This is a genomic window from Janthinobacterium sp. KBS0711, assembly GCF_000988085.1.
Lineage (GTDB): Bacteria > Pseudomonadota > Gammaproteobacteria > Burkholderiales > Burkholderiaceae_D > Janthinobacterium > Janthinobacterium lividum_E.
Map to the genome: position 1 here is coordinate 425,963 of NZ_LBCO01000024.1, position 17,732 is coordinate 443,694.

At 64.6% G+C, this 17,732-nt stretch carries 20 protein-coding genes and 1 pseudogene; 14 read left to right on the forward strand and 7 right to left on the reverse strand.

Annotated features, from left to right (window positions below; genetic code table 11):
• The 11 genes and pseudogenes from VM94_RS28535 to VM94_RS14570 all read left to right on the forward strand — a co-directional run.
• Positions 1-303: pseudogene (locus VM94_RS28535) on the forward strand (hypothetical protein); the annotation flags it as partial.
• On the forward strand, positions 300-2,465 hold the full coding sequence (locus tag VM94_RS14525) for a sensor histidine kinase (RefSeq protein ID WP_046684083.1): 2,166 nt from the start codon (positions 300-302) through the stop codon (positions 2,463-2,465). The pseudogene VM94_RS28535 and the gene VM94_RS14525, both read left to right, overlap by 4 nt.
• A 174-nt stretch (positions 2,466-2,639) precedes the next feature.
• Complete coding sequence (locus VM94_RS14530) at positions 2,640-4,844, forward strand: two-component system response regulator (RefSeq protein WP_046684084.1); 2,205 nt, start codon at positions 2,640-2,642, stop codon at positions 4,842-4,844.
• Between the two features lie 137 nt (positions 4,845-4,981).
• Positions 4,982-5,848 carry an urease accessory protein UreD gene (locus tag VM94_RS14535; protein WP_046684085.1) on the forward strand — a complete coding sequence of 289 codons (867 nt, stop codon included), beginning with the start codon at positions 4,982-4,984 and terminating at the stop codon, positions 5,846-5,848.
• Between the two features lie 25 nt (positions 5,849-5,873).
• Positions 5,874-6,176, forward strand: a complete 303-nt coding sequence (locus VM94_RS14540; protein WP_034751936.1) for an urease subunit gamma — start codon at positions 5,874-5,876, stop codon at positions 6,174-6,176.
• A gap of 23 nt (positions 6,177-6,199) precedes the next feature.
• On the forward strand, positions 6,200-6,529 hold the full coding sequence (locus VM94_RS14545; protein WP_034751935.1) for an urease subunit beta: 330 nt from the start codon (positions 6,200-6,202) through the stop codon (positions 6,527-6,529).
• Position 6,530: 1 nt separating this feature from the next.
• Positions 6,531-8,231, forward strand: a complete 1,701-nt coding sequence (gene ureC / locus VM94_RS14550; RefSeq protein WP_046684086.1) for an urease subunit alpha — start codon at positions 6,531-6,533, stop codon at positions 8,229-8,231.
• 13 nt (positions 8,232-8,244) lie between these two features.
• Entirely contained in the window at positions 8,245-8,769 is a 525-nt protein-coding gene (ureE, locus tag VM94_RS14555; protein WP_046684087.1) for an urease accessory protein UreE, read from the forward strand.
• Entirely contained in the window at positions 8,769-9,449 is a 681-nt protein-coding gene (locus VM94_RS14560; protein ID WP_046684088.1) for an urease accessory protein UreF, read from the forward strand. The genes ureE and VM94_RS14560 overlap by 1 nt, the downstream gene beginning before the upstream one ends.
• Positions 9,450-9,471: 22 nt before the next feature.
• Positions 9,472-10,110 carry an urease accessory protein UreG gene (gene ureG, locus VM94_RS14565; RefSeq protein ID WP_034783159.1) on the forward strand — a complete coding sequence of 213 codons (639 nt, stop codon included), beginning with the start codon at positions 9,472-9,474 and terminating at the stop codon, positions 10,108-10,110.
• Between the two features lie 11 nt (positions 10,111-10,121).
• Positions 10,122-10,667 (forward strand): HupE/UreJ family protein, encoded by a 546-nt coding sequence (locus VM94_RS14570; protein WP_046684089.1) that lies wholly within the window; start codon positions 10,122-10,124, stop codon positions 10,665-10,667.
• Here VM94_RS14570 and VM94_RS14575 read toward each other — a convergent pair.
• The gene (locus VM94_RS14575; protein ID WP_034751930.1) at positions 10,664-11,275 is read right to left on the reverse strand and encodes a 1-acyl-sn-glycerol-3-phosphate acyltransferase; all 612 of its coding nucleotides are present in this window, start codon (positions 11,273-11,275) and stop codon (positions 10,664-10,666) included. The two genes, VM94_RS14570 and VM94_RS14575, sit on opposite strands and share 4 nt — an antisense overlap.
• A 250-nt stretch (positions 11,276-11,525) precedes the next feature.
• Between VM94_RS14575 and VM94_RS14580 the strand changes: the two genes are divergently transcribed.
• Positions 11,526-11,747, forward strand: a complete 222-nt coding sequence (locus VM94_RS14580; protein WP_046684090.1) for a hypothetical protein — start codon at positions 11,526-11,528, stop codon at positions 11,745-11,747.
• 108 nt (positions 11,748-11,855) lie between these two features.
• Here VM94_RS14580 and VM94_RS14585 read toward each other — a convergent pair whose 3' ends face one another.
• The 5 genes from VM94_RS14585 to VM94_RS14605 form a co-directional block, all read right to left on the reverse strand.
• Positions 11,856-12,920, reverse strand: a complete 1,065-nt coding sequence (locus VM94_RS14585) for an alkene reductase (RefSeq protein ID WP_046684091.1) — start codon at positions 12,918-12,920, stop codon at positions 11,856-11,858.
• Positions 12,921-12,976: 56 nt separating this feature from the next.
• Entirely contained in the window at positions 12,977-13,273 is a 297-nt protein-coding gene (locus VM94_RS14590; RefSeq protein WP_046684092.1) for an ArsR/SmtB family transcription factor, read from the reverse strand.
• Positions 13,274-13,414: 141 nt separating this feature from the next.
• A complete protein-coding gene (locus VM94_RS14595) occupies positions 13,415-14,587 on the reverse strand; it encodes a helix-turn-helix transcriptional regulator (protein WP_046684093.1) in 1,173 nt (390 codons plus the stop codon).
• Between the two features lie 74 nt (positions 14,588-14,661).
• The gene (locus VM94_RS14600; RefSeq protein ID WP_138829141.1) at positions 14,662-15,243 is read right to left on the reverse strand and encodes a hypothetical protein; all 582 of its coding nucleotides are present in this window, start codon (positions 15,241-15,243) and stop codon (positions 14,662-14,664) included.
• 164 nt (positions 15,244-15,407) lie between these two features.
• Positions 15,408-15,767 carry a DUF1304 domain-containing protein gene (locus tag VM94_RS14605; RefSeq protein WP_034751924.1) on the reverse strand — a complete coding sequence of 120 codons (360 nt, stop codon included), beginning with the start codon at positions 15,765-15,767 and terminating at the stop codon, positions 15,408-15,410.
• Positions 15,768-15,980: 213 nt separating this feature from the next.
• Between VM94_RS14605 and sugE the strand changes: the two genes are divergently transcribed.
• Both sugE and VM94_RS14615 read left to right on the forward strand, forming a co-directional pair.
• Entirely contained in the window at positions 15,981-16,301 is a 321-nt protein-coding gene (sugE, locus tag VM94_RS14610) for a quaternary ammonium compound efflux SMR transporter SugE (RefSeq protein ID WP_046684095.1), read from the forward strand.
• 23 nt (positions 16,302-16,324) lie between these two features.
• Positions 16,325-16,654, forward strand: a complete 330-nt coding sequence (locus tag VM94_RS14615; RefSeq protein ID WP_092714736.1) for an SMR family transporter — start codon at positions 16,325-16,327, stop codon at positions 16,652-16,654.
• Here VM94_RS14615 and VM94_RS14620 read toward each other — a convergent pair whose 3' ends face one another.
• On the reverse strand, positions 16,655-17,617 hold the full coding sequence (locus tag VM94_RS14620) for a succinylglutamate desuccinylase/aspartoacylase domain-containing protein (protein WP_082127719.1): 963 nt from the start codon (positions 17,615-17,617) through the stop codon (positions 16,655-16,657).
• Positions 17,618-17,732 lie beyond the last annotated feature (115 nt).

Genomic DNA, 17,732 nt, shown 5'->3' on the forward strand with positions numbered 1-17,732 from the left:
ATGCTGGAGCAGCAACTGGGCGTGCGCTTCCAGCGCACCGGCGCCATGCCGCCGCGCGTGCCGGCGGCCGCCTTCGACTTGCAGCAGTCGCTGGGCCAGCTGGGCGCGGCCGAGCGTCAGGCGCTGCTCGAATCCGTGCAAGCCCTCGATTTGCGCCGCAGCGCCATCGTGTTGTCAGGCGTGGCGACCAGCCTGCCGCAGCTGGCCGCGCACATCGCCGCCATGCTGGAACAGCATCAATATCAGCCGCTGTGCGCCTTGCTGGCGCAGCTGGCCAGCGAGCCGCAGGGCGAAGACGCATGACGCTTCACGCATCCAAGGGCGCGCGCCTGGGCGGCGTGTCCATCGTGCTGGCCGTCAGCGTGGCGCTGACGTTTGTCGTCACGGCGCTGCTGCTGGTGTTTGCCGTGCTGTTTTACCAGTCCGAACGCGAGCAGCGCTGGCAGCAGCTGCAGCGCAGCCTGTCCGTGAGCGCGGACCAGCTGGCCGTGGCCATCGAACTGCCCTTGTGGAATCTCGATGAGAAGCAGATGCAGGCCATCATGCGCAGCATGCTGGGCAAGCGCGACCTCGTGGCCAGCTCGCTGACGCCGGGCATCGGCAAGGAGGCGCTGGTCCTGCGCCGCACCGCGGACGGTGCCATCGGCAGCTTTTCCTCGCTGTCCGCGGAACCAGACTGGCTGGTGCAGCGGCGCCCCGTGACGATGGGCGGGCAGGTCATCGGCAGCGTTGCCGTGTATGCGACGCCGGCCCTGCTGCACGCGCAGTTGCGGCAGCGTGCGCTGGGCATCGGCGCCATGATCGTGGCGCTCGACGTGATCCTCGTGGCCAGCATCTGGCTGCTCATGTGGTGCCTGATGCTCAAGCCCCTGAAGGCGATCGGCCAGTATGCGGCCGGCATTCAGGCGGGGCAGGGCGAAGCGTTCGGCACGCCGCCGAAAGCGTGGTTCCTGGGCGAGCTGCGCACCTTGTACCGCTCCATCCGCGACATGGTGGCGCTGCTCGACAGTCGCTATCGCGCCTTGCAGCGCAGCGAGGAACGCGTGCAGATGGCCACCGGCGCGGCCAGCATCGGCATCTGGGACTGGAACGTGCGCAGCGGCGCCTTGCAATGGGACGAGCAGATGTACGCGCAGTTCAAGGCCGATGCCGACAACGGCACGGCGCCGGCGGCGATCTGGCGCGCGGCGCTGATGCCCGACGACGTGCCGGCCGCCAAGGAAGCCTTGCGCGCCGCGCTGGGCGCCGGCCAGGCGTTTACGCACGAGTACCGCATCCTGTGGCCCGATGGCGCCATCCGCTACATCAAGGTCGATGCCGTGATCTTCCGCGACGGGCAAGGCCTGCCCATGCGCCTGGTGGGCTCGAACTATGACATCACGGCGCACCGCGAGGCCGAACTGGAACTGCTGCGCCACCGCCATCATTTGGAAGAACTGGTGGCCGAGCGCACGAGCGCCCTGTCGGTGGCCGTCAGCCAGGCGCAGGCGGCGAACCGCGCCAAGAGCACCTTCCTGGCGAACATGAGCCATGAACTGCGCACGCCCTTGAATTCCGTGATCGGCTTTTCGCGCCTGATGGCCGCCTCGCCCAATATGCACGACGATGAAAAGCGCAACCTGGCCATCATCCACCGTTCCGGCAATCATTTGCTCACCCTGATCAATGAAATCCTCGAACTGTCGAAGGGCGAGGCGGGGCGCCTGCAGGCGCAGACGGCCGTAGTGGCGCTGGCGCCCCTGCTGCAGGAAGTGATGGACATGCTGGGCATGCGCGCCGAGCAGCAGGGGCTGGCCCTGCGCCTCGATTGCGCGGGCCTGCCGGCGGCCGTGCTGCTCGACGCGATGCGCTTGCGCCAGGTGCTGCTGAACCTGATGTCGAACGCCGTCAAGTTCGCTGGCGGCGGCGAAGTCACCTTGCGCGTGCGCGGCGAGCTGCGCGATGACGCCACCTGGCGTTTGTCGTTCGCCGTCAGCGATACGGGCATCGGCATCGCCCAGGAAGACCAGCAGCGCATCTTCGAGCCCTTTGTGCAGGCCGACAGCGCGGGACCGAAGGATGGCACGGGCCTGGGCCTGGCCATCTCGCGCGAATTCGTGCAGCTGATGAAAGGCGAGCTGACGGTGGAATCGACGCCGGGGCAGGGCGCCACCTTCCGTTTCAGCATACCCGCGCAGGCGGCCGAAGCGCCCGTGCCGGTACCCGTGCCGCAGCCCGTGGCGCCGGCGCCCGAGGTGTTGCCGGCACTGCGCGCGCAAGACTTGCTGCTGCTGGCCGGGGAAGAACGCGCCGCCTTGCTGGTGGCGCTGCGCGAATTGAACCTGGCGAGGGTGGCACAGCTGCTGGCGGCCTTGCCCGCGGCGGCTGCGCCCTTGCTGGCGCCGCTGCAGGCCATGCTCGACCAGCATCAGTACCGCCAGTTATGCGACTTGCTGGAGAATGAGGGGGCGCTGGCGCACGTTTGAAAGTGTGGGCTGACAACATCGGATTCGCTGAAAAGAAGGACTAAGTAGCGCCGATGGATGGTGCTAAATTGCAATAAAGATTATGATGATAGTACGTAGTTCATCGCAAAGAAATGTCTTGTCCAGCGCGGCAACCGATCGCCGCGCCTCATCCAAAGCTGAGAGAACTGCTACATGCACCGCGATTTTTCGGAAGTGAACTCGAAGGGCGAAGTACTGATCGTTGAAGATACGCCGGCTTCGCTGAAGCTGTTGAGCGATTTGCTGGGCGGCGCCGGCTATGCCGTGCGCCAGGCGCCGAACGGTGAACTGGCCCTGTGGACGGCCCAGGCGCGCCCGCCCGAGCTGATCCTGCTCGACGTGCGCATGCCCGGCCTCGACGGCTTTGAAGTGTGCCGCCGCCTGAAGGAGATACCGTCCCTGCGCCAGGTGCCGGTGATCTTCCTGTCGGCCCAATACGATACGGACGACAAGGTGCGCGGCTTTGCGCTGGGTGCCGTCGATTTCATCGCCAAGCCCTTCCAGGCCGAGGAAATTCTGGCCCGTACCGACGCCCACGTGCGCCTGGCGCGGGCGCAGCTGCAGCTGGCGCAGGAACGCGCCAACCTGGAACGGAGGGTGGCCGAACGCACGGCCGAACTGGAGCAGGTGGCCAGCACCCTGGCGCGCGAAGTGCAGATCCGCCGCGCCAATGAAGAATTGCTGCGCCTGTCGGGCCAGGTCTTCGAAGCGACCCAGGACGCCATCCTGATCACGGATGCGGCCGGCGTCATCGTCACGGCCAATCCCGCTTTTACACGCATCACCGGCTACGCGGCGCCGGAAGTGGTGGGCACGGACATCCTGCGCCTGCATGCGGAACACACGGGCGAAGCGGTGCTGCAGGCCATGCGTCAGGGCTTGCGCAGCAGCGGCTGCTGGTCGGGCGAGGTGCAGACGCGGCGCAAGAGCGGCGACACCTATCCCTGCCTGCTCAGCGCCTCCACCGTGCACGGGCCCGATGGCGCCGTCGTCAACTATATCGGTGTCTTCCTCGACATCAGCGAACGCAAGGCCGAGCAGCACCTGATCGATTTCCTCTCCTACCACGACGCGCTGACGGGCTTGCCGAACCGCGTGCTGCTGCGCGAGCGCTTCGAACAGACGCGCGCGAACGCTCTGCGCGACGGCCAGCAGGTGGTGCTGATGTGCCTCGACCTGGACCGCTTCAAGAACATTAACGATTCGCACGGCCAGGCCGTGGGCGACAAGGCGCTGCAGGTGGTGGCGCGTTTCCTGTCCGGCTGCGTGCAGGAGGGCGACACGGTGGTGCGCCAGGGCGGCGACGAATTCCAGATTCTGCTGCAGGACGATGCCCTGCTGGGGCGTACCCTGGGGCTGGCGCAAACCATCCTGGCCGGCTTGCGCGAGGAACTCAGCGTCGACGGCGAACGCCTGGCGCTGACGACCAGCATCGGCATCGCCATGTGCCCGGCCGATGGCGACAGCCTCGACGACGTGCTGCGCCATGCCGACACGGCCCTGGTGCGCGCCAAGGAAATGGGGCGCGACCATTACGCCTTCTTCACGGAGCGCATGGGCAGCGATATCCGCGCCCGCCTGGCGATGCAGCAGCAGCTGCGCGGCGCCATCTGCCGCGATGAATTCGAAGTGCACTACCAGCCGCAGATGTGCTTGCGCACGGGCGCCTTGCTGGGCGCGGAAGCCCTGCTGCGCTGGGATAATCCGGTGCTGGGCAAGGTGCCTCCCGGCCTGTTCATCGCGCTGGCCGAGGAATACGGCTTGATCACGGCCATCGGCGAATGGGTGCTCGAAAGCGTGTGCGCGCAAATCCGCGCCTGGCACGATGCGGGCCTGGGCAGCATCAAGGTGGCCGTCAACCTGTCCGGAAAACAGTTCGCGCAGGATCGCACGGTGCCGTTCGTCGAGGCGGCCTTGCGCAAATACGGCATCGCGCCCGCCTGCCTGGGCATCGAGATCACGGAAAGCACGGTGATGGGGGACCCGGATAAGGCCGTGGCGGCCCTGACGCGCCTGAAGGATATCGGCGTGGGCATTTCGCTCGACGACTTCGGCACCGGCTATTCCAGCCTCGGCTACCTGAAACGTTTTCCCATCGACGTGCTGAAGATCGACAAATCCTTCGTCGACGACGTCACCACCAGCAGCAGCGACGCGGCCATCGCCCGTTCCGTCATCTCGCTGGCGCACAACCTCGACATGCGCGTCATCGCCGAAGGCGTGGAAACGCGCGCACAGGTCGACTTCCTGACGGAACACGGCTGCGATGAAATGCAGGGCTATTTTTTCAGCCGCCCCCTGGCCGCGGACGCCTTCACGGCCTTGCTGCGTGAACGGCGCACCCTGGCCGTAGCGTAAGAGGTAAGCACTGCGGTGCGGCCGATGCACCATGCCGGTGCGTCCGCTGCAGCGCGGTGCGCGATTCTCACTTTTCCTTCCCCTGACGCTGGCACATATCCTGCTTAGGTAATCGCTTATTTACGCGATTGCCCCGCATGCCAGACAGTCCCCATCCAGCCACGCCTTTACCAGCCAGCGCCCACGGCGCCTGGCAGGCGCACCTGCGCCTGGGCTTTGCGCTGCACGATGGCGTCAGCCGCCTCGTCGAGCGCACGCACAGCGGCCCCCTGCGCGTGCAAAAGCCCCTGTACCCGGAAGGCGACGCCGTCTGCCACGCCATCATCATCCATCCGCCCGGCGGCGTCGTGGGCGGCGACCAGCTGGCCGTCGACGCCACGGTGGGCGAGGGCGCGCACGCCTTGCTCACGTCGCCGGGCGCCGCCAAGTGGTACCGCGCCAACGGCCACGTCTCGGGCCAGCACATCGTGCTGCGCGCCGGTAGCGGCGCGGCCATCGAGTGGCTGCCGCAGGAAAGCATTTTCTTCGACCAGGCGTGCGTGCGCCTGCGCCACGAAGTGGAACTGGCGCCGGACGCCAGCTACATCGGCTGCGACATCGTCTGCCTGGGCCGCAGCGCCTCGGGCGAAGTTTTCAACACGGGCAGCATCAGCCAGCAGGTGCAGATCCGCCGCGGCGGCAAGCTGCTGTGGTGGGAGCAGGGCGTGCTAGCGGCCGGCGGCGCACTGATGGCCAGCCCGCTGGGATTGGGGGGCCACACCGTGTGCGCCACCCTGATCGCCGTCGGCACACAAGTTACGCCTGCCGTGCTGGCTGCCGTGCGCGAGATCGGCGTGCCGGCCGGCGCCGCGTTTGGCGCCACGCACATGAAATCGCTGGTGGTGGTGCGCCTGCTGTGCGGCGACAGCGAGGCGGCGCGCCGCATCATGCTGACCGCCTGGCAGCTGCTGCGCCCCGCCATGCTGGGGCGCGACGCCGTCGTGCCCCGCATCTGGAACACTTAATCAGGAAAGAAGCGCAAGGAAAACCATGGACCTGACTCCCCGAGAAAAAGACAAGCTGCTCATTTTTACGGCCGCGCTGCTGGCCGAACGGCGCCTGGCGCGCGGTTTGAAATTGAATTATCCGGAAGCGGTGGCCCTGATCAGCGCCGCCATCATGGAAGGCGCGCGTGATGGAAAGTCGGTGGCGCAGCTGATGTCGGACGGTACCAAGATCCTCTCGCGCGCCGACGTCATGGACGGCATCGCCGAGATGATCCCCGACATCCAGGTGGAAGCGACCTTCCCCGATGGCAGCAAGCTGGTGACCGTGCACCACCCGATACCGTAGTTTTTTTTGAGAAGGAGTCCGTCATGACCCCAGGCGAATACCAATTGGAAGAAGGCGAAATCAGCTTGAATGCCGGGCGCGCCACGGCCACCGTGGTGGTGGCCAACCGGGGCGACCGGCCGATCCAGGTCGGCTCGCACTTCCACTTTTTTGAAGTCAACCCGGCATTGGCGTTCGAGCGCTGGCGCGCCTACGGCATGCGCCTGAACATCACGGCCGGCACCGCCGTGCGCTTCGAACCGGGCCAGCAGCGCACCGTGGAACTGGTGGCGCTGGCGGGCGAGCGCAAGGTGTACGGCTTCAATGGCGAAGTGATGGGCGAACTGCAAGACACTCCACCGGGAAAGGATTGAGATGGCCAGTATTCCCCGCAGCGCGTATGCCGAAATGTTCGGCCCCACCAAGGGCGACCGTATCCGCCTGGCCGACACGGAATTGTTCATCGAGATCGAGCATGACTATGCGATCTACGGCGAAGAGGTGAAATTCGGCGGCGGCAAGGTGATCCGCGACGGCATGGGCCAGTCGCAGCGCTGCGCGGCCGAGGTGATGGATACCGTCATCACGAATGCCGTCATCCTCGACCACTGGGGCATCGTGAAGGCCGATATCGGCTTGAAAAATGGCCTGATCTTCGGCATCGGCAAGGCGGGCAACCCCGACATCCAGCCCGGCGTGACCTTGCCCATCGGCGGCGCCACCGAGATCATCGCCGGCGAAGGCATGATCGTCACGGCCGGCGGCGTCGACACGCATATCCACTTCATTTGCCCGCAGCAGATCGAGGAAGCCTTGATGAGCGGCGTGACCACCATGCTGGGCGGCGGCACGGGACCTGCCGTCGGTACGGCCGCCACCACCTGCACGCCGGGGCCGTGGCATTTGCACGCGATGCTGGCGGCGGCCGATGCCTTCCCCATGAACCTGGGCTTCATGGGCAAAGGCAATGTGAGTTTGCCGCTGCCGCTGGAAGAACAGGTGCGCGCGGGCGCCATCGGCCTGAAACTGCACGAAGACTGGGGCAGCACGCCGGCCGCCATCGACAATTGCCTGTCCGTTGCGGACCGTATGGATATCCAGGTGGCGCTGCACAGCGATACCCTCAACGAGGGCGGCTTCCTCGAGCACACGCTGGCCGCCTTCAAGGACCGCACCATCCACACGTTCCACACGGAAGGGGCGGGCGGCGGCCATGCGCCCGACATCATCGCCGCCGTGGGGCAATCCAACGTGCTGCCCTCGTCGACCAACCCGACGCGCCCATTTACCGTCAACACGCTCGACGAGCACCTGGACATGCTGATGGTGTGCCACCACCTGGACCCGGCCATTGCCGAAGACGTGGCCTTTGCCGAGTCGCGCATCCGCCGCGAAACCATCGCCGCTGAAGACATCCTGCACGATATCGGCGCCATCTCGATGATGTCGTCCGACTCACAAGCGATGGGCCGCGTGGGCGAAGTGATCATGCGCACCTGGCAGACGGCGCACAAGATGAAGGTGCAGCGGGGCGCGCTGGCGCCCGACACTGCCCGCAGCGACAACTTCCGCGCCAAGCGCTACATCGCCAAGTACACGATCAACCCGGCCATCACGCACGGGATTTCGCACGTGGTGGGCTCCATCGAGGCGGGCAAGATCGCCGATATCGTGTTGTGGAAACCGGCCTTTTTCGGCGTCAAGCCGTCGATGATTTTAAAAGGCGGCATGATCGCGGCCGCGCAGATGGGCGACCCGAACGCGTCGATCCCCACGCCGCAGCCCGTGCACTACCGCATGATGTTCGGCGCCTTTGGCGGCGGCCTGAAAAAGTCGTTTACGTTTGTCTCGCAGGCGGCCTACGACCTCGATATCGGGCACCAGCTGAAACTGAGCAAATCCGTCATCGCCGTGAAGAATATGCGCGGCTTGCGCAAGCACGACATGATCCACAACAGCGCCACGCCGCACATGGAGGTGGACCCGGAAACCTACGCCGTGCGCGCCGACGGCCAGCTGCTCGTGTGCGAGGCGGCCGCCGTGCTGCCGATGGCGCAGCGCTATTTTCTATTTTAAGCAGGAGACAAGCATGCTGACTTTGCATACCAAATTAGGTCCCGACGATGAGCGGGCACCCACCGCGCAACTGGTTCTGCCCTACGACCAGCGCGAAAAATGCCGGCTGCGCGCCGTGCTGTCGAATGGCGACGACGTGGCCGTGTTCACCGTGCGCGGCACGGTGCTGCGCGACGGCGAGCGCATGACGGGACCGGAAGGGCAGGTGGTGCAGATCGTCGCCGCGCGCGAACCGACCTATCTGGTGCGGTGCGCCGATGCCCATACCTTGCTGCGCTGCGCTTTTCACCTGGGCAACCGCCACACGCAGGCGCAGGTGGGCGATGGTTTTCTGCGCATCCGCAAGGACGTCGTGCTGAAGGAGATGCTCGAAGGATTGCAGGCGACGGTGACGGAAGAAAGCGCGCCGTTCGAGCCGGAGGCGGGCGCGTATGGCGGCGGCCATGGTCATCACGACGGCCACGGCCAGCACTTGCTGGCGCCCGTGCCGCTGCGGCAGAAGATTCACCGTCCCGGCGATGTGCCAGGCGTTGCGTGATGCAGGCCGCGGCCCTGCTGCATTTGCTGCAGTTCGCCAGCCCGGCCTTGCCGATCGGCGCCTACAGCTATTCGCAGGGGCTGGAAGCGGCGCTCGAATCTGGCCTGGTGCACGACGCGGCCACGGCGCGCGCGTGGATCGCCGAGCATCTGGCGCAGGTGGTGGCGCGCTGGGAAGCGCCCCTGTGCTGGCGGCTGATGCAGGCGTTTGAAGCGCAGGATTTGCGCGCCGTGCAGCGCTGGAGCGAGCGTTTCATCGCGTCGCGCGACACGGCGGAATTTCGTGCCGAGACCATCCAGATGGGCTATTCCTTGACCAAATTGCTGGCCGAGTTGGGCGTGGCCGACGGCGTGCTGATCGACATGCTGCAGGGACAGGCGGAAGTGGCCCTGCCGACGGCCTATGCCTGCGCCGTGGCGGCGCTGGCCATTCCCCGCGAAGAGGCGCTGCTGGCCATGCTGTTCGCCTGGGCGGAAAACCAGGTGCTGGTGTGTGTGAAATCCGTGCCGCTGGGACAGGTGGCGGGCCAGCGTTTGCTGCTGTCGTTGCGGCCCGATCTGGAAGCGGCGGCGCTGACGGCGCAAAATTTACAAGACGACGAGATGGGCAACTGGGCGCCCGGCCTGTCGCTGCTGTCGATGCGCCACGAAGTGCAGTACAGCCGCCTGTACCGTTCCTGAACCATTTTATGAGAGAGTAAACATGACTTCGATCACCTCCAATCCGCTGCGCGTGGGCATCGGCGGGCCCGTCGGCTCGGGCAAGACGGCCCTGTGCGAAATGCTGTGCAAGGGCATGCGCGAGCGCTACGACATGGCCGTCATCACGAATGACATCTATACGAAGGAAGACATGGAAATCCTGCTGCGCGCGGACGCCTTGCCGGCCGAGCGCCTGATGGGCGTGGAAACGGGCGGCTGCCCGCACACGGCCATCCGCGAAGACGCATCGATCAATCTGGAAGCGATCGCGCGCATGCAGGCAGATTTTCCCAACCTTGATTTGATCCTCGTCGAATCGGGCGGAGACAATCTGGCCGCCACTTTCAGTCCGGAATTGTCGGACCTGACGATTTACGTGATCGACGTGGCCGGCGGCGAAAAAATCCCGCGCAAGGGCGGGCCCGGCATCACCCGTTCCGATTTGCTGATCATCAACAAGACGGACCTGGCGCCGTACGTGGGCGCCAACCTGGACATCATGGCGCAGGATGCCAAGCGCATGCGCGGCGAGCGCCCCTTCGTATTTACCAACTTGCGCAGCGGCGATGGCGTGCAGGTGGTCATCGATTTTATCCGCGAGCAAGGTTTGCTCGATCAACCAGGCAAGGAGCTGCAATGACTGCAAGACTGATGAGAAAAACAGCCGCCGTGGCGGCCCTGTGCCTGCTGGCCATGCCCGCCATGGCCCACCCCGGCCACGGCGAAAGCGTGGGCTTCCTGGCCGGTTTCGCCCATCCGTTCACGGGCATCGACCATTTGCTGGCCATGCTGGGCGTGGGCATCTGGGGCGGCCAGCAGCGCCGCGGCCTGGCGCAGCCCACCACGTTTCTCGGCATGATGCTGCTCGGCGCCCTGGCCGGCATGGCGGGCTTGACGATGCCCGGGCTGGAAACGGGCATCGCCGCCACGGTGGCGCTCGTAGGGCTGGCCATCGCACTGGCGCTGGCCTTGCCGAACTGGCTCGGCATGGGATTGGTGGGTCTGTTCGCCTTGGCGCATGGCAATGCCCACGGCCAGGAATTGCCGGCAGCCTCGGCCGCCTGCGGCTTCATGCTGGCCTCGGCTGTCCTGCTGGGTGCGGGGCGTTTCACCGGCCAGGTGCTGGCCGAGCGCATGCTGCGTGTGGCCGGCGTGGCCTTGACGGCCGCCGGCGTGGTGTTGATGGGAGTTGCTTAGGCGCCGGGACGGCGTTCCGACAGCACGATGGGCGCCGCTTTTTCAGGATGCAAGCCCTGGTGGCCCGCATACACGGCGGCAATCGCCGCCATGTCGGCGTCCTTGTCGCCCGTCAAATACAAATGGTCGACGACACCCAGCACCTTGTTCGGGTAGTCGATGTAGACCAGCAGCAAGGGCACCTTGGCTGCGACGGCCAGGTGATAAAAGCCGCTTTTCCAGTTCGGGCGGTAGCTGCGCGTCGCTTCCGGCGTGATGGCCAGCCAGTACCAGTCGGCGGCCAGCATGCGTTCGGCCTGGCGCTGTATCGTGCCGCTGGTGGTGCTGCGGTCGACGGGTTCGCCGCCCAGGTAGCGCAGCACCTTGCCCATCGGACCGCGGAACAGCGAATCCTTGGCCAGCCAGCGGAAGGGCAGCGACAATGCCCATTTGCCGAACAGGCCGACGATGAAATCCCAGTTGGACGTGTGCGGGTAGACGACGGCGATGCCGCGCGGCCCCGGCAAGGGGCGAAAGCGCATGCGCCAGCCAAACAGGTGCAGCACGCGCAGCGCGCAGCGCTGGTGCCAGGTCGGCAAGTCGCCCGCTTGTACAAATAAATCGTCCATTGATACCCTTCAGTGACACTGTTCTTAATGGGATGGCGCTGGTGGCCATTTTCCTTGAAGCAAAAATTCTGCGCAGGCATTCTATACGGGGCTGGCGGTGGCGACAAGCAGCCGAGGCCGCTATTCATGCGGTGCCGCGGCCGTTGCTGCCCCTATTTTAACGATGCTTTGCCACGGTGTCGGGCACTAAATGCGCACAATGTGGTCAAAACTTGATGCAAGGTTGATCCACCCGATAGGGAGCCATGGCATGAAAAACAATATCGATGATGGACATGGGCAGCAAATCCGAACGGACAAAGTGATGGCCGAGCTCGTCGAGCGGGGCGTGGCGTTTCATCATGCGCTGGGGCGAACGGTGGCGACGGCCTACCTGCGCGAGCACGCGGTGCCGGCCGAGGTGATACGCCGCGTCTTCAGCAGCGTGCAGGCGCGCCGTCCGGCCCGGCCGGCACGGCGCCGATGGCGCTGAAGGGCAGAAAAAACGGCGGGCGCCGCGACCGTCACGCAATCCGTTGCGTTGGTATCGTTGCGCCCGCCGCCAGGGGGAGGAGCAGCTCATTGCTGCTCAGGGTGCCGTTCAGCCGTGGGCCGCCAGCGCCGGATAGTCCGTGTAGCCGGCCGCGTCCGGTGCGTACAGGGTGGCCGGGTTCAGCGGGTTCAGTGGCGCGTCGCTGTGCAGGCGGATGGGCAGGTCGGGGTTGGCGATGAACCACAGGCCAAAGGCCACGGCATCGGCTTCACCCTTGGCCAGCAGGGCTTCGGCCGCCGCCTTGTCCATTTTCTCGTTGGCGATGTACACGCCGCCGAATTCCAGCTTCAGGTACGGGCCCAGACGGTCGTCGCCCAGCGCTTCGCGCGCGCAGATAAAGGCGATGCCGCGCTTGCCCAGTTCGCGCGCCACATAACCGAAGGTGGCGCGCGGGTCGGAATCGCCCATGTCGTGCGCATCGCGGCGCGGCGCCAGGTGCATGCCGACCTTGTCCGCGCCCCATACTTCGATACATGCGTCCGTCACTTCCAGCATCAATCGGGCGCGGTTTTCAATCGAGCCGCCGTAGTTGTCGGTGCGTAAGTTGGTGCTGTCTTGCAGGAACTGGTCGAGCAGATAGCCATTGGCGCCGTGGATTTCCACGCCGTCGAAGCCCGCTTTTTTCGCATTTTCCGCGCCCAGGCGGTAGGCTGCCACGATGCCGGGAATCTCTTCCGTATCGAGCGCGCGCGGCGTGACGAATTCCTGTTGCGGGCGCACCAGGCTCACGTGGCCGGCCGGCTTGACGGCGCTGGGCGCCACGGGCAGGTCGCCGTCGAGGAAGAGCGGTGCGGAAATGCGGCCCACGTGCCACAGCTGCAGCACGATCAAGCCGCCCGCGTCATGCACGGCCTTGGTGATGTGTTTCCAGCCTTCCACCTGTTCCTCGGACCAGATGCCTGGCGTGTCGGCGTAGCCTACGCCCTGCGGCGTGACGGCCGTCGCTTCCGAGATGATCATGCCGGCCGAAGCGCGCTGCGTGTAGTACTCGGCCATCAGGGCGTTGGGCACGCGGCCCGGATTGCCGGCGCGCGAACGCGTCAGCGGCGCCATGATGATGCGGTTTTTCAGTTGCAGGCTGCCAATGGTGATGGGGTCGAATAAGGTTGCCATGGTGGTTGTCTTTCCTGTCGAGAGTGCCGCGTGCGGCGATGTGGATGGGGTTGCTGTTACAAACCTTGCTGCATGTGATCGAGAAAGGCCTGGATGGTGGCTTCATTGCGGCTGAAGAAACTCCATTGGCCCACTTTTTTGGTGGAAATCAGGCCCGCCTTCTGCAAGCTGGCCAGGTGCGCCGACACCGTCGATTGCGACAGGTTCAGGCGGCGGTCGATCAGTCCGGCGCACACGCCCAGGTGCAGCGGGTGATCCTGTTCACAGAAATGCTGCTCCGGTTCCTTGAGCCATTGCAAAATCTGCCGGCGCACTGGATTGGCCAGCGCCTTGTGGATGGCGTCGATATCCATATTGTTTCTCCTGAATATACAATTCGCTTTCCAGCGATGTATATATCGTGATTGTTCAATTCTAATATCGCTGTTTTACGATATGGCTATCTTACGATATAAATGAAAAGCGTGCTGGCGCCCTCTTCGTTCTGGCAGGGTTCAGGCGGGAAGGGGATTGCGCTGCAGCACGGCAGGACCTGTCAGCACGATGCGCACCAGGTCGACCTGGCGCTGGGCGCCGGCCTTGGCGGTGGCGCTCTTGATCTGCGTGCGCGCCGTGTGAATGGAGATGCGCTGGCGCTCGGCGTATTCCTGCAAGGAATAGCCATTGACGAGCGCTTCCGTCAGGCGCGCCTCGGCCACTGTCATGCCATAGAAATTGCGCAGGGTGGCCGCCAGGGAGGTGATCAAGTCGCTGCTATCGCTGAGGAAAACGGCGATGGCACTGGCCGAACCGAACGGGCTGTGCCAGGAGGGCAGGGGCGTGACGCGCAGACGCAGCTGTTCGCCCGTCAGTCCGTTCAGATTGAGCACGCCGCCGGGGCCGCCTGCCGCCGTCGTGCCCGTTTGCGCGGCCTCATGCAGCATGCGCCGCAGCGCGCCGTTGTCCGCTTCGCGCGGGCAATACAGGGGTGCGCCTTCGCGCAGTTGCAGCAGCCGTGCCGAAGCCGTCATGGCCAGCGCCCGCTCATTGGCGTACAGCAATTGCGACGTGGCGTCGAGCAACAGCACGCCAAACGGCAGCAATTCCAGCACCTGGGTGGAACTCTGGGACAGCACTTCCAGTCGGCGCAGCTTGCGTTGCAGGGCAAACGCCGTTTGCAGATGCGGCATCAGGTTGCGGATCAGCGCCAGCTCGCCCGCGTCGTAGGCGCCCGCCTGTTCGCGGCGCACCACGGTGACGTTGGTGGAGCGTTCGGCGCGCAGTTCGACGATGGCCGCCGCCGTATAAAAGATGTCTTGCGGGCGCAGCCAGTCCGTCCAGTATTCGGTTTTCTTCAGGCAATGGTCGGGAAACAGCATGGAGCCCGTGACGACCGCGCCTTCGCGGTGCAGGGAAGCGTCTTCCAGCCACACATTGCGCGCCCCGTAATAGCAGGCAAAGCTGGCCATGGCGTCCGATTCGAAGCCATACGTGGCGGCCAGGCCACTGCCCGGCAGCAGGACGTCGACCGAGCGGTTGCTGAAATCATTGGCCCAGATCAGGCCCGCGTGCGACTTCAGCTGTTGCGCCAGGGCGGCCAGGAATTGCGACCAGGCACCATGTTGCGTGGCCGCTTCGTAGATCAGGGTAATCAGTGCCTGGCTGGCGACGGCGAGCGACGGCGTCATTGGCGATCCTCATGGCGGCAAGCAATGGGCAAGACAAACGGAAGGGGCGGTCGGAACAAAAGGCCGCCCCCTCCTTAGCGCGATTCCAGCCAGCTTTTGCCGCCGGACGTGCACGTGCTGAGGCTGCTGTACTGGCTCACGTAGTTATAGCCGCTGCCGCAGCCGCCTTCGCCCGATTTGACGGGGCCGTAGCAAGCGCCTTCATAGCTGAGCTTACCATTGACGGTGGTGCTTTTGACACAGAAATTGTAGTTGCTTGCCGTGCTGTTGTTGGGCAAGGTGGTGCCATTGTTTTGCCCGCAGCCAAGTTCCTTGCTCACGCTGCGCGCGTAGTCGACCATTTTCTGGTACGTGCCGCTGTAGTAGGCATCGGCCTTGGCTTTTTCTCCCAGCTTGCAGGCGGCGATCACGCTGTCGTAGCCAGAATCGGCCTGTGCATAGTTGCCCGATACCTGGATGCCGCAGGCGCTGGCCTGCTTGCGTTCCGCGTCGCTGATCAGATTGCTGTACTGGCAGTTTGCCGAGGTGCCGCTGGTGCCGCCGGCGCTGGTGGAACCGCTGCCCGAGCTGGTGTCGTCGCTGCCGCCGCCACCGCAGGCCGACAGCATGAGGCAGCCGAGTAAAGTGACGGCAAAGGTGGTTGGATGTGCTTGCATGATTTCCCCTGTGGACTGTGACGTGCCACCATGTATCTGGTGGTATCTTTTTTATTGCTACAAGGAATTATATCGGGCATGTTTTTTGGAAACATCACCCATATGGGGTATGCGCAGGCAGCACGGAGCGGGGAAGGGCGGCCGGCTGGCCGCCCCGGCAGGCATCAGGCGAAGTGGAACAGCAGCAAGGCGATGACGGCAGGCACTGTTTGCAGGTAGAGAATGCGCGTCATGACGGTGGCTGCGCCCCACACGCCGGCCACGGCGATGCACGCCAGGCCGAACACGGTGAAGGCATAAGCGATGGCCGCGTCCGGGTGAAAAAAGCCCAGTGCCAGCGCGGCGACGAGAAAGCCGTTGTAGCAGCCCTGGTTCGACATGGCGGGACGCACGATCTCCGCCTTTTCCTTGGACAGGCCAAACACCTTGCGTCCGCGCGCATCGAACAGCACGGTTTCCAGCAGCACGATATACACGTGCAGCAGCAGGATGAGGGCGGTAAGGATTTGGGCCAGTAGCAGCATTGTTGTTCCTGAAAGTGAGTGGATGCGGCAATTATGCTGCCAAGTGCATGTTTTTTGGCAACTTTCGATTAGAGCCGTGATACTAGCGAATAGTGTGCTTGCGGCAAGAGTTTTCACCCGATGGTATACTTTTCCCTTTGCTCCTGTGGGGACGACCCCGCTCGATGTGGGGGCTGTATGGCGGGGACGACCCTGCCGCCTCGGGAGAAAAGTATGGCGTGGATCATTCTGGTATTGGCGGGTTTGCTGGAAATCGGCTGGGCCATCGGCCTCAAATACAGCGCCGGCTTTACGCGCCTCGTGCCCTCCGTGCTGACGGCTGTTTCCATGGTCGGCAGCGTGGTGATGCTGGGCCTGGCCTTGCGCACCTTGCCGCTGGGCACGGCGTACGCCATCTGGACAGGCATCGGCACCGTCGGCACGGCCATCTTCGGCATCATGGTGCTGGGCGAACCGGCCAGCGCCGCGCGTATCGCCTGCATCGCCCTGATCGTGTCGGGCATCCTGGGCTTGAAACTGCTCAGCCCACAATAAAGGATGCCAGCATGAGCCTCGCCATGACGTATTTCTACCTGGCCATCGCCATCGTCGCCGAAGTGATCGCCACCAGCGCCTTGAAGGCGTCCGAGGGCTTCAGCCGCTTGTGGCCCAGCGTCATCACCGTGGTTGGCTACAGTATCGCCTTCTGGTGCCTGTCCCTGACCTTGAAGGTCATTCCTACCGGAATCGTGTATGCGATCTGGTCGGGCGTGGGCATCGTGCTCATTTCCGCCGTCGGCTGGTTCTGGTTCAAGCAAAGCCTCGATACGCCGGCCTTGATCGGCCTGGGGCTGATCATTGCCGGCGTGCTCGTGATTAACCTGTTTTCAAAATCCGTCGGTCACTGATCAGAAGCTGGCAGCGACTCTTGCCAGGTAATACCACTCCGCATTGGCTTGCGCATTGACGTCCGGGAACAGGATGTAGGCGTCGAATTCGGCCGTCACGGGCGTGCCGTCCGCGCGCACGCCGATCTGCTCGCCCTGTTTCACCTTGTCAAAGCTGGACCAGGTCTTGATGAAACGGTCGCCTGCATCGAGCTTGTCGTGCACGACGACCATATTCAGCGCTTCCATGTCGGCGTCGGCGATGGCTTCCGGCTGCGGCGCGTCGATGAAGCCCAAAAAAGCCAAGGTGTTCATGATGGCGCGGTAGGCAACGTCCGGCGCGGCCGGGTCCGCGTGCTGGCCGCATTCCAGGGTCAGCGCATAGCCGCCCGTCGAGCGCATGTATTCCGTGGTGCCCACGCCGTAGCGCAAGACCATGCCCACCTGGTCGCTGCTGCCCAGGCGGCGTTGTACGCCGGCGCCATACGTTTGCAGCCAGCCGTCGACGAAGCGGCGCACGCCCAGGCGGCGCGCGAGCGCGCGTTCCTTGTCTTCGTGCTTGAACGGCTGCAGCGGGCCATCGTTGTTGCGCGGACCCACCATGACGAAGGGCTGGCTGTCGGCATTGAACGAGTGCAAGTCGAGCAGCACGTCGTGCTGGCCCAGCAGAGGGCACAGCCAGTTGGCGATGCGGTCTTCGAAATCCTGCGGATTGTCGTTCGGGAACAGGTTGCGGTTCAGGTTGCGGTCGCCGCTGCGCACGCCCTTGGCATAGGCGAGCGGGTTGGTGATGGGCACGAACGTGACGCTGCCGGCCACGATGGAGAGGGCGCCGCTGTCGAGTTCAGCCATCACGCGGTGGATGCCCTTGGTGCCGCAGGTTTCATTGCCGTGTACGGCGCCGGTGACGATCAGGCGCGGGCCACTGCCCTGGCCCGTGTAGTTGATGGACTTGAAGTGGAGTGCGCTGCTCATGCTGGACATATCCTATGCTGTTGCGGAAAGGGAAAGCGGGGTCGGCATATTTTAGCGGGATTTGCCATGGGCTCCCGTAAAAATGTGCGCATGGCCGGGCCCGGCATGGCATGATCGGCGCCAC

What these genes read in the sequence shown, in the direction of transcription:
- VM94_RS14525 (WP_046684083.1), top strand. Translation starts at nt 300, where the DNA reads ATGACGCTTCACGCATCCAAGGGCGCGCGCCTGGGCGGCGTGTCCATC.
- VM94_RS14530 (WP_046684084.1), top strand. Translation starts at nt 2,640, where the DNA reads ATGCACCGCGATTTTTCGGAAGTGAACTCGAAGGGCGAAGTACTGATC.
- VM94_RS14535 (WP_046684085.1), top strand. Translation starts at nt 4,982, where the DNA reads ATGCCAGACAGTCCCCATCCAGCCACGCCTTTACCAGCCAGCGCCCAC.
- VM94_RS14540 (WP_034751936.1), top strand. Translation starts at nt 5,874, where the DNA reads ATGGACCTGACTCCCCGAGAAAAAGACAAGCTGCTCATTTTTACGGCC.
- VM94_RS14545 (WP_034751935.1), top strand. Translation starts at nt 6,200, where the DNA reads ATGACCCCAGGCGAATACCAATTGGAAGAAGGCGAAATCAGCTTGAAT.
- ureC (WP_046684086.1), top strand. Translation starts at nt 6,531, where the DNA reads ATGGCCAGTATTCCCCGCAGCGCGTATGCCGAAATGTTCGGCCCCACC.
- ureE (WP_046684087.1), top strand. Translation starts at nt 8,245, where the DNA reads ATGCTGACTTTGCATACCAAATTAGGTCCCGACGATGAGCGGGCACCC.
- VM94_RS14560 (WP_046684088.1), top strand. Translation starts at nt 8,769, where the DNA reads ATGCAGGCCGCGGCCCTGCTGCATTTGCTGCAGTTCGCCAGCCCGGCC.
- ureG (WP_034783159.1), top strand. Translation starts at nt 9,472, where the DNA reads ATGACTTCGATCACCTCCAATCCGCTGCGCGTGGGCATCGGCGGGCCC.
- VM94_RS14570 (WP_046684089.1), top strand. Translation starts at nt 10,122, where the DNA reads ATGAGAAAAACAGCCGCCGTGGCGGCCCTGTGCCTGCTGGCCATGCCC.
- VM94_RS14575 (WP_034751930.1), bottom strand. Translation starts at nt 11,275, where the DNA reads ATGGACGATTTATTTGTACAAGCGGGCGACTTGCCGACCTGGCACCAG.
- VM94_RS14580 (WP_046684090.1), top strand. Translation starts at nt 11,526, where the DNA reads ATGAAAAACAATATCGATGATGGACATGGGCAGCAAATCCGAACGGAC.
- VM94_RS14585 (WP_046684091.1), bottom strand. Translation starts at nt 12,920, where the DNA reads ATGGCAACCTTATTCGACCCCATCACCATTGGCAGCCTGCAACTGAAA.
- VM94_RS14590 (WP_046684092.1), bottom strand. Translation starts at nt 13,273, where the DNA reads ATGGATATCGACGCCATCCACAAGGCGCTGGCCAATCCAGTGCGCCGG.
- VM94_RS14595 (WP_046684093.1), bottom strand. Translation starts at nt 14,587, where the DNA reads ATGACGCCGTCGCTCGCCGTCGCCAGCCAGGCACTGATTACCCTGATC.
- VM94_RS14600 (WP_138829141.1), bottom strand. Translation starts at nt 15,243, where the DNA reads ATGCAAGCACATCCAACCACCTTTGCCGTCACTTTACTCGGCTGCCTC.
- VM94_RS14605 (WP_034751924.1), bottom strand. Translation starts at nt 15,767, where the DNA reads ATGCTGCTACTGGCCCAAATCCTTACCGCCCTCATCCTGCTGCTGCAC.
- sugE (WP_046684095.1), top strand. Translation starts at nt 15,981, where the DNA reads ATGGCGTGGATCATTCTGGTATTGGCGGGTTTGCTGGAAATCGGCTGG.
- VM94_RS14615 (WP_092714736.1), top strand. Translation starts at nt 16,325, where the DNA reads ATGACGTATTTCTACCTGGCCATCGCCATCGTCGCCGAAGTGATCGCC.
- VM94_RS14620 (WP_082127719.1), bottom strand. Translation starts at nt 17,617, where the DNA reads ATGTCCAGCATGAGCAGCGCACTCCACTTCAAGTCCATCAACTACACG.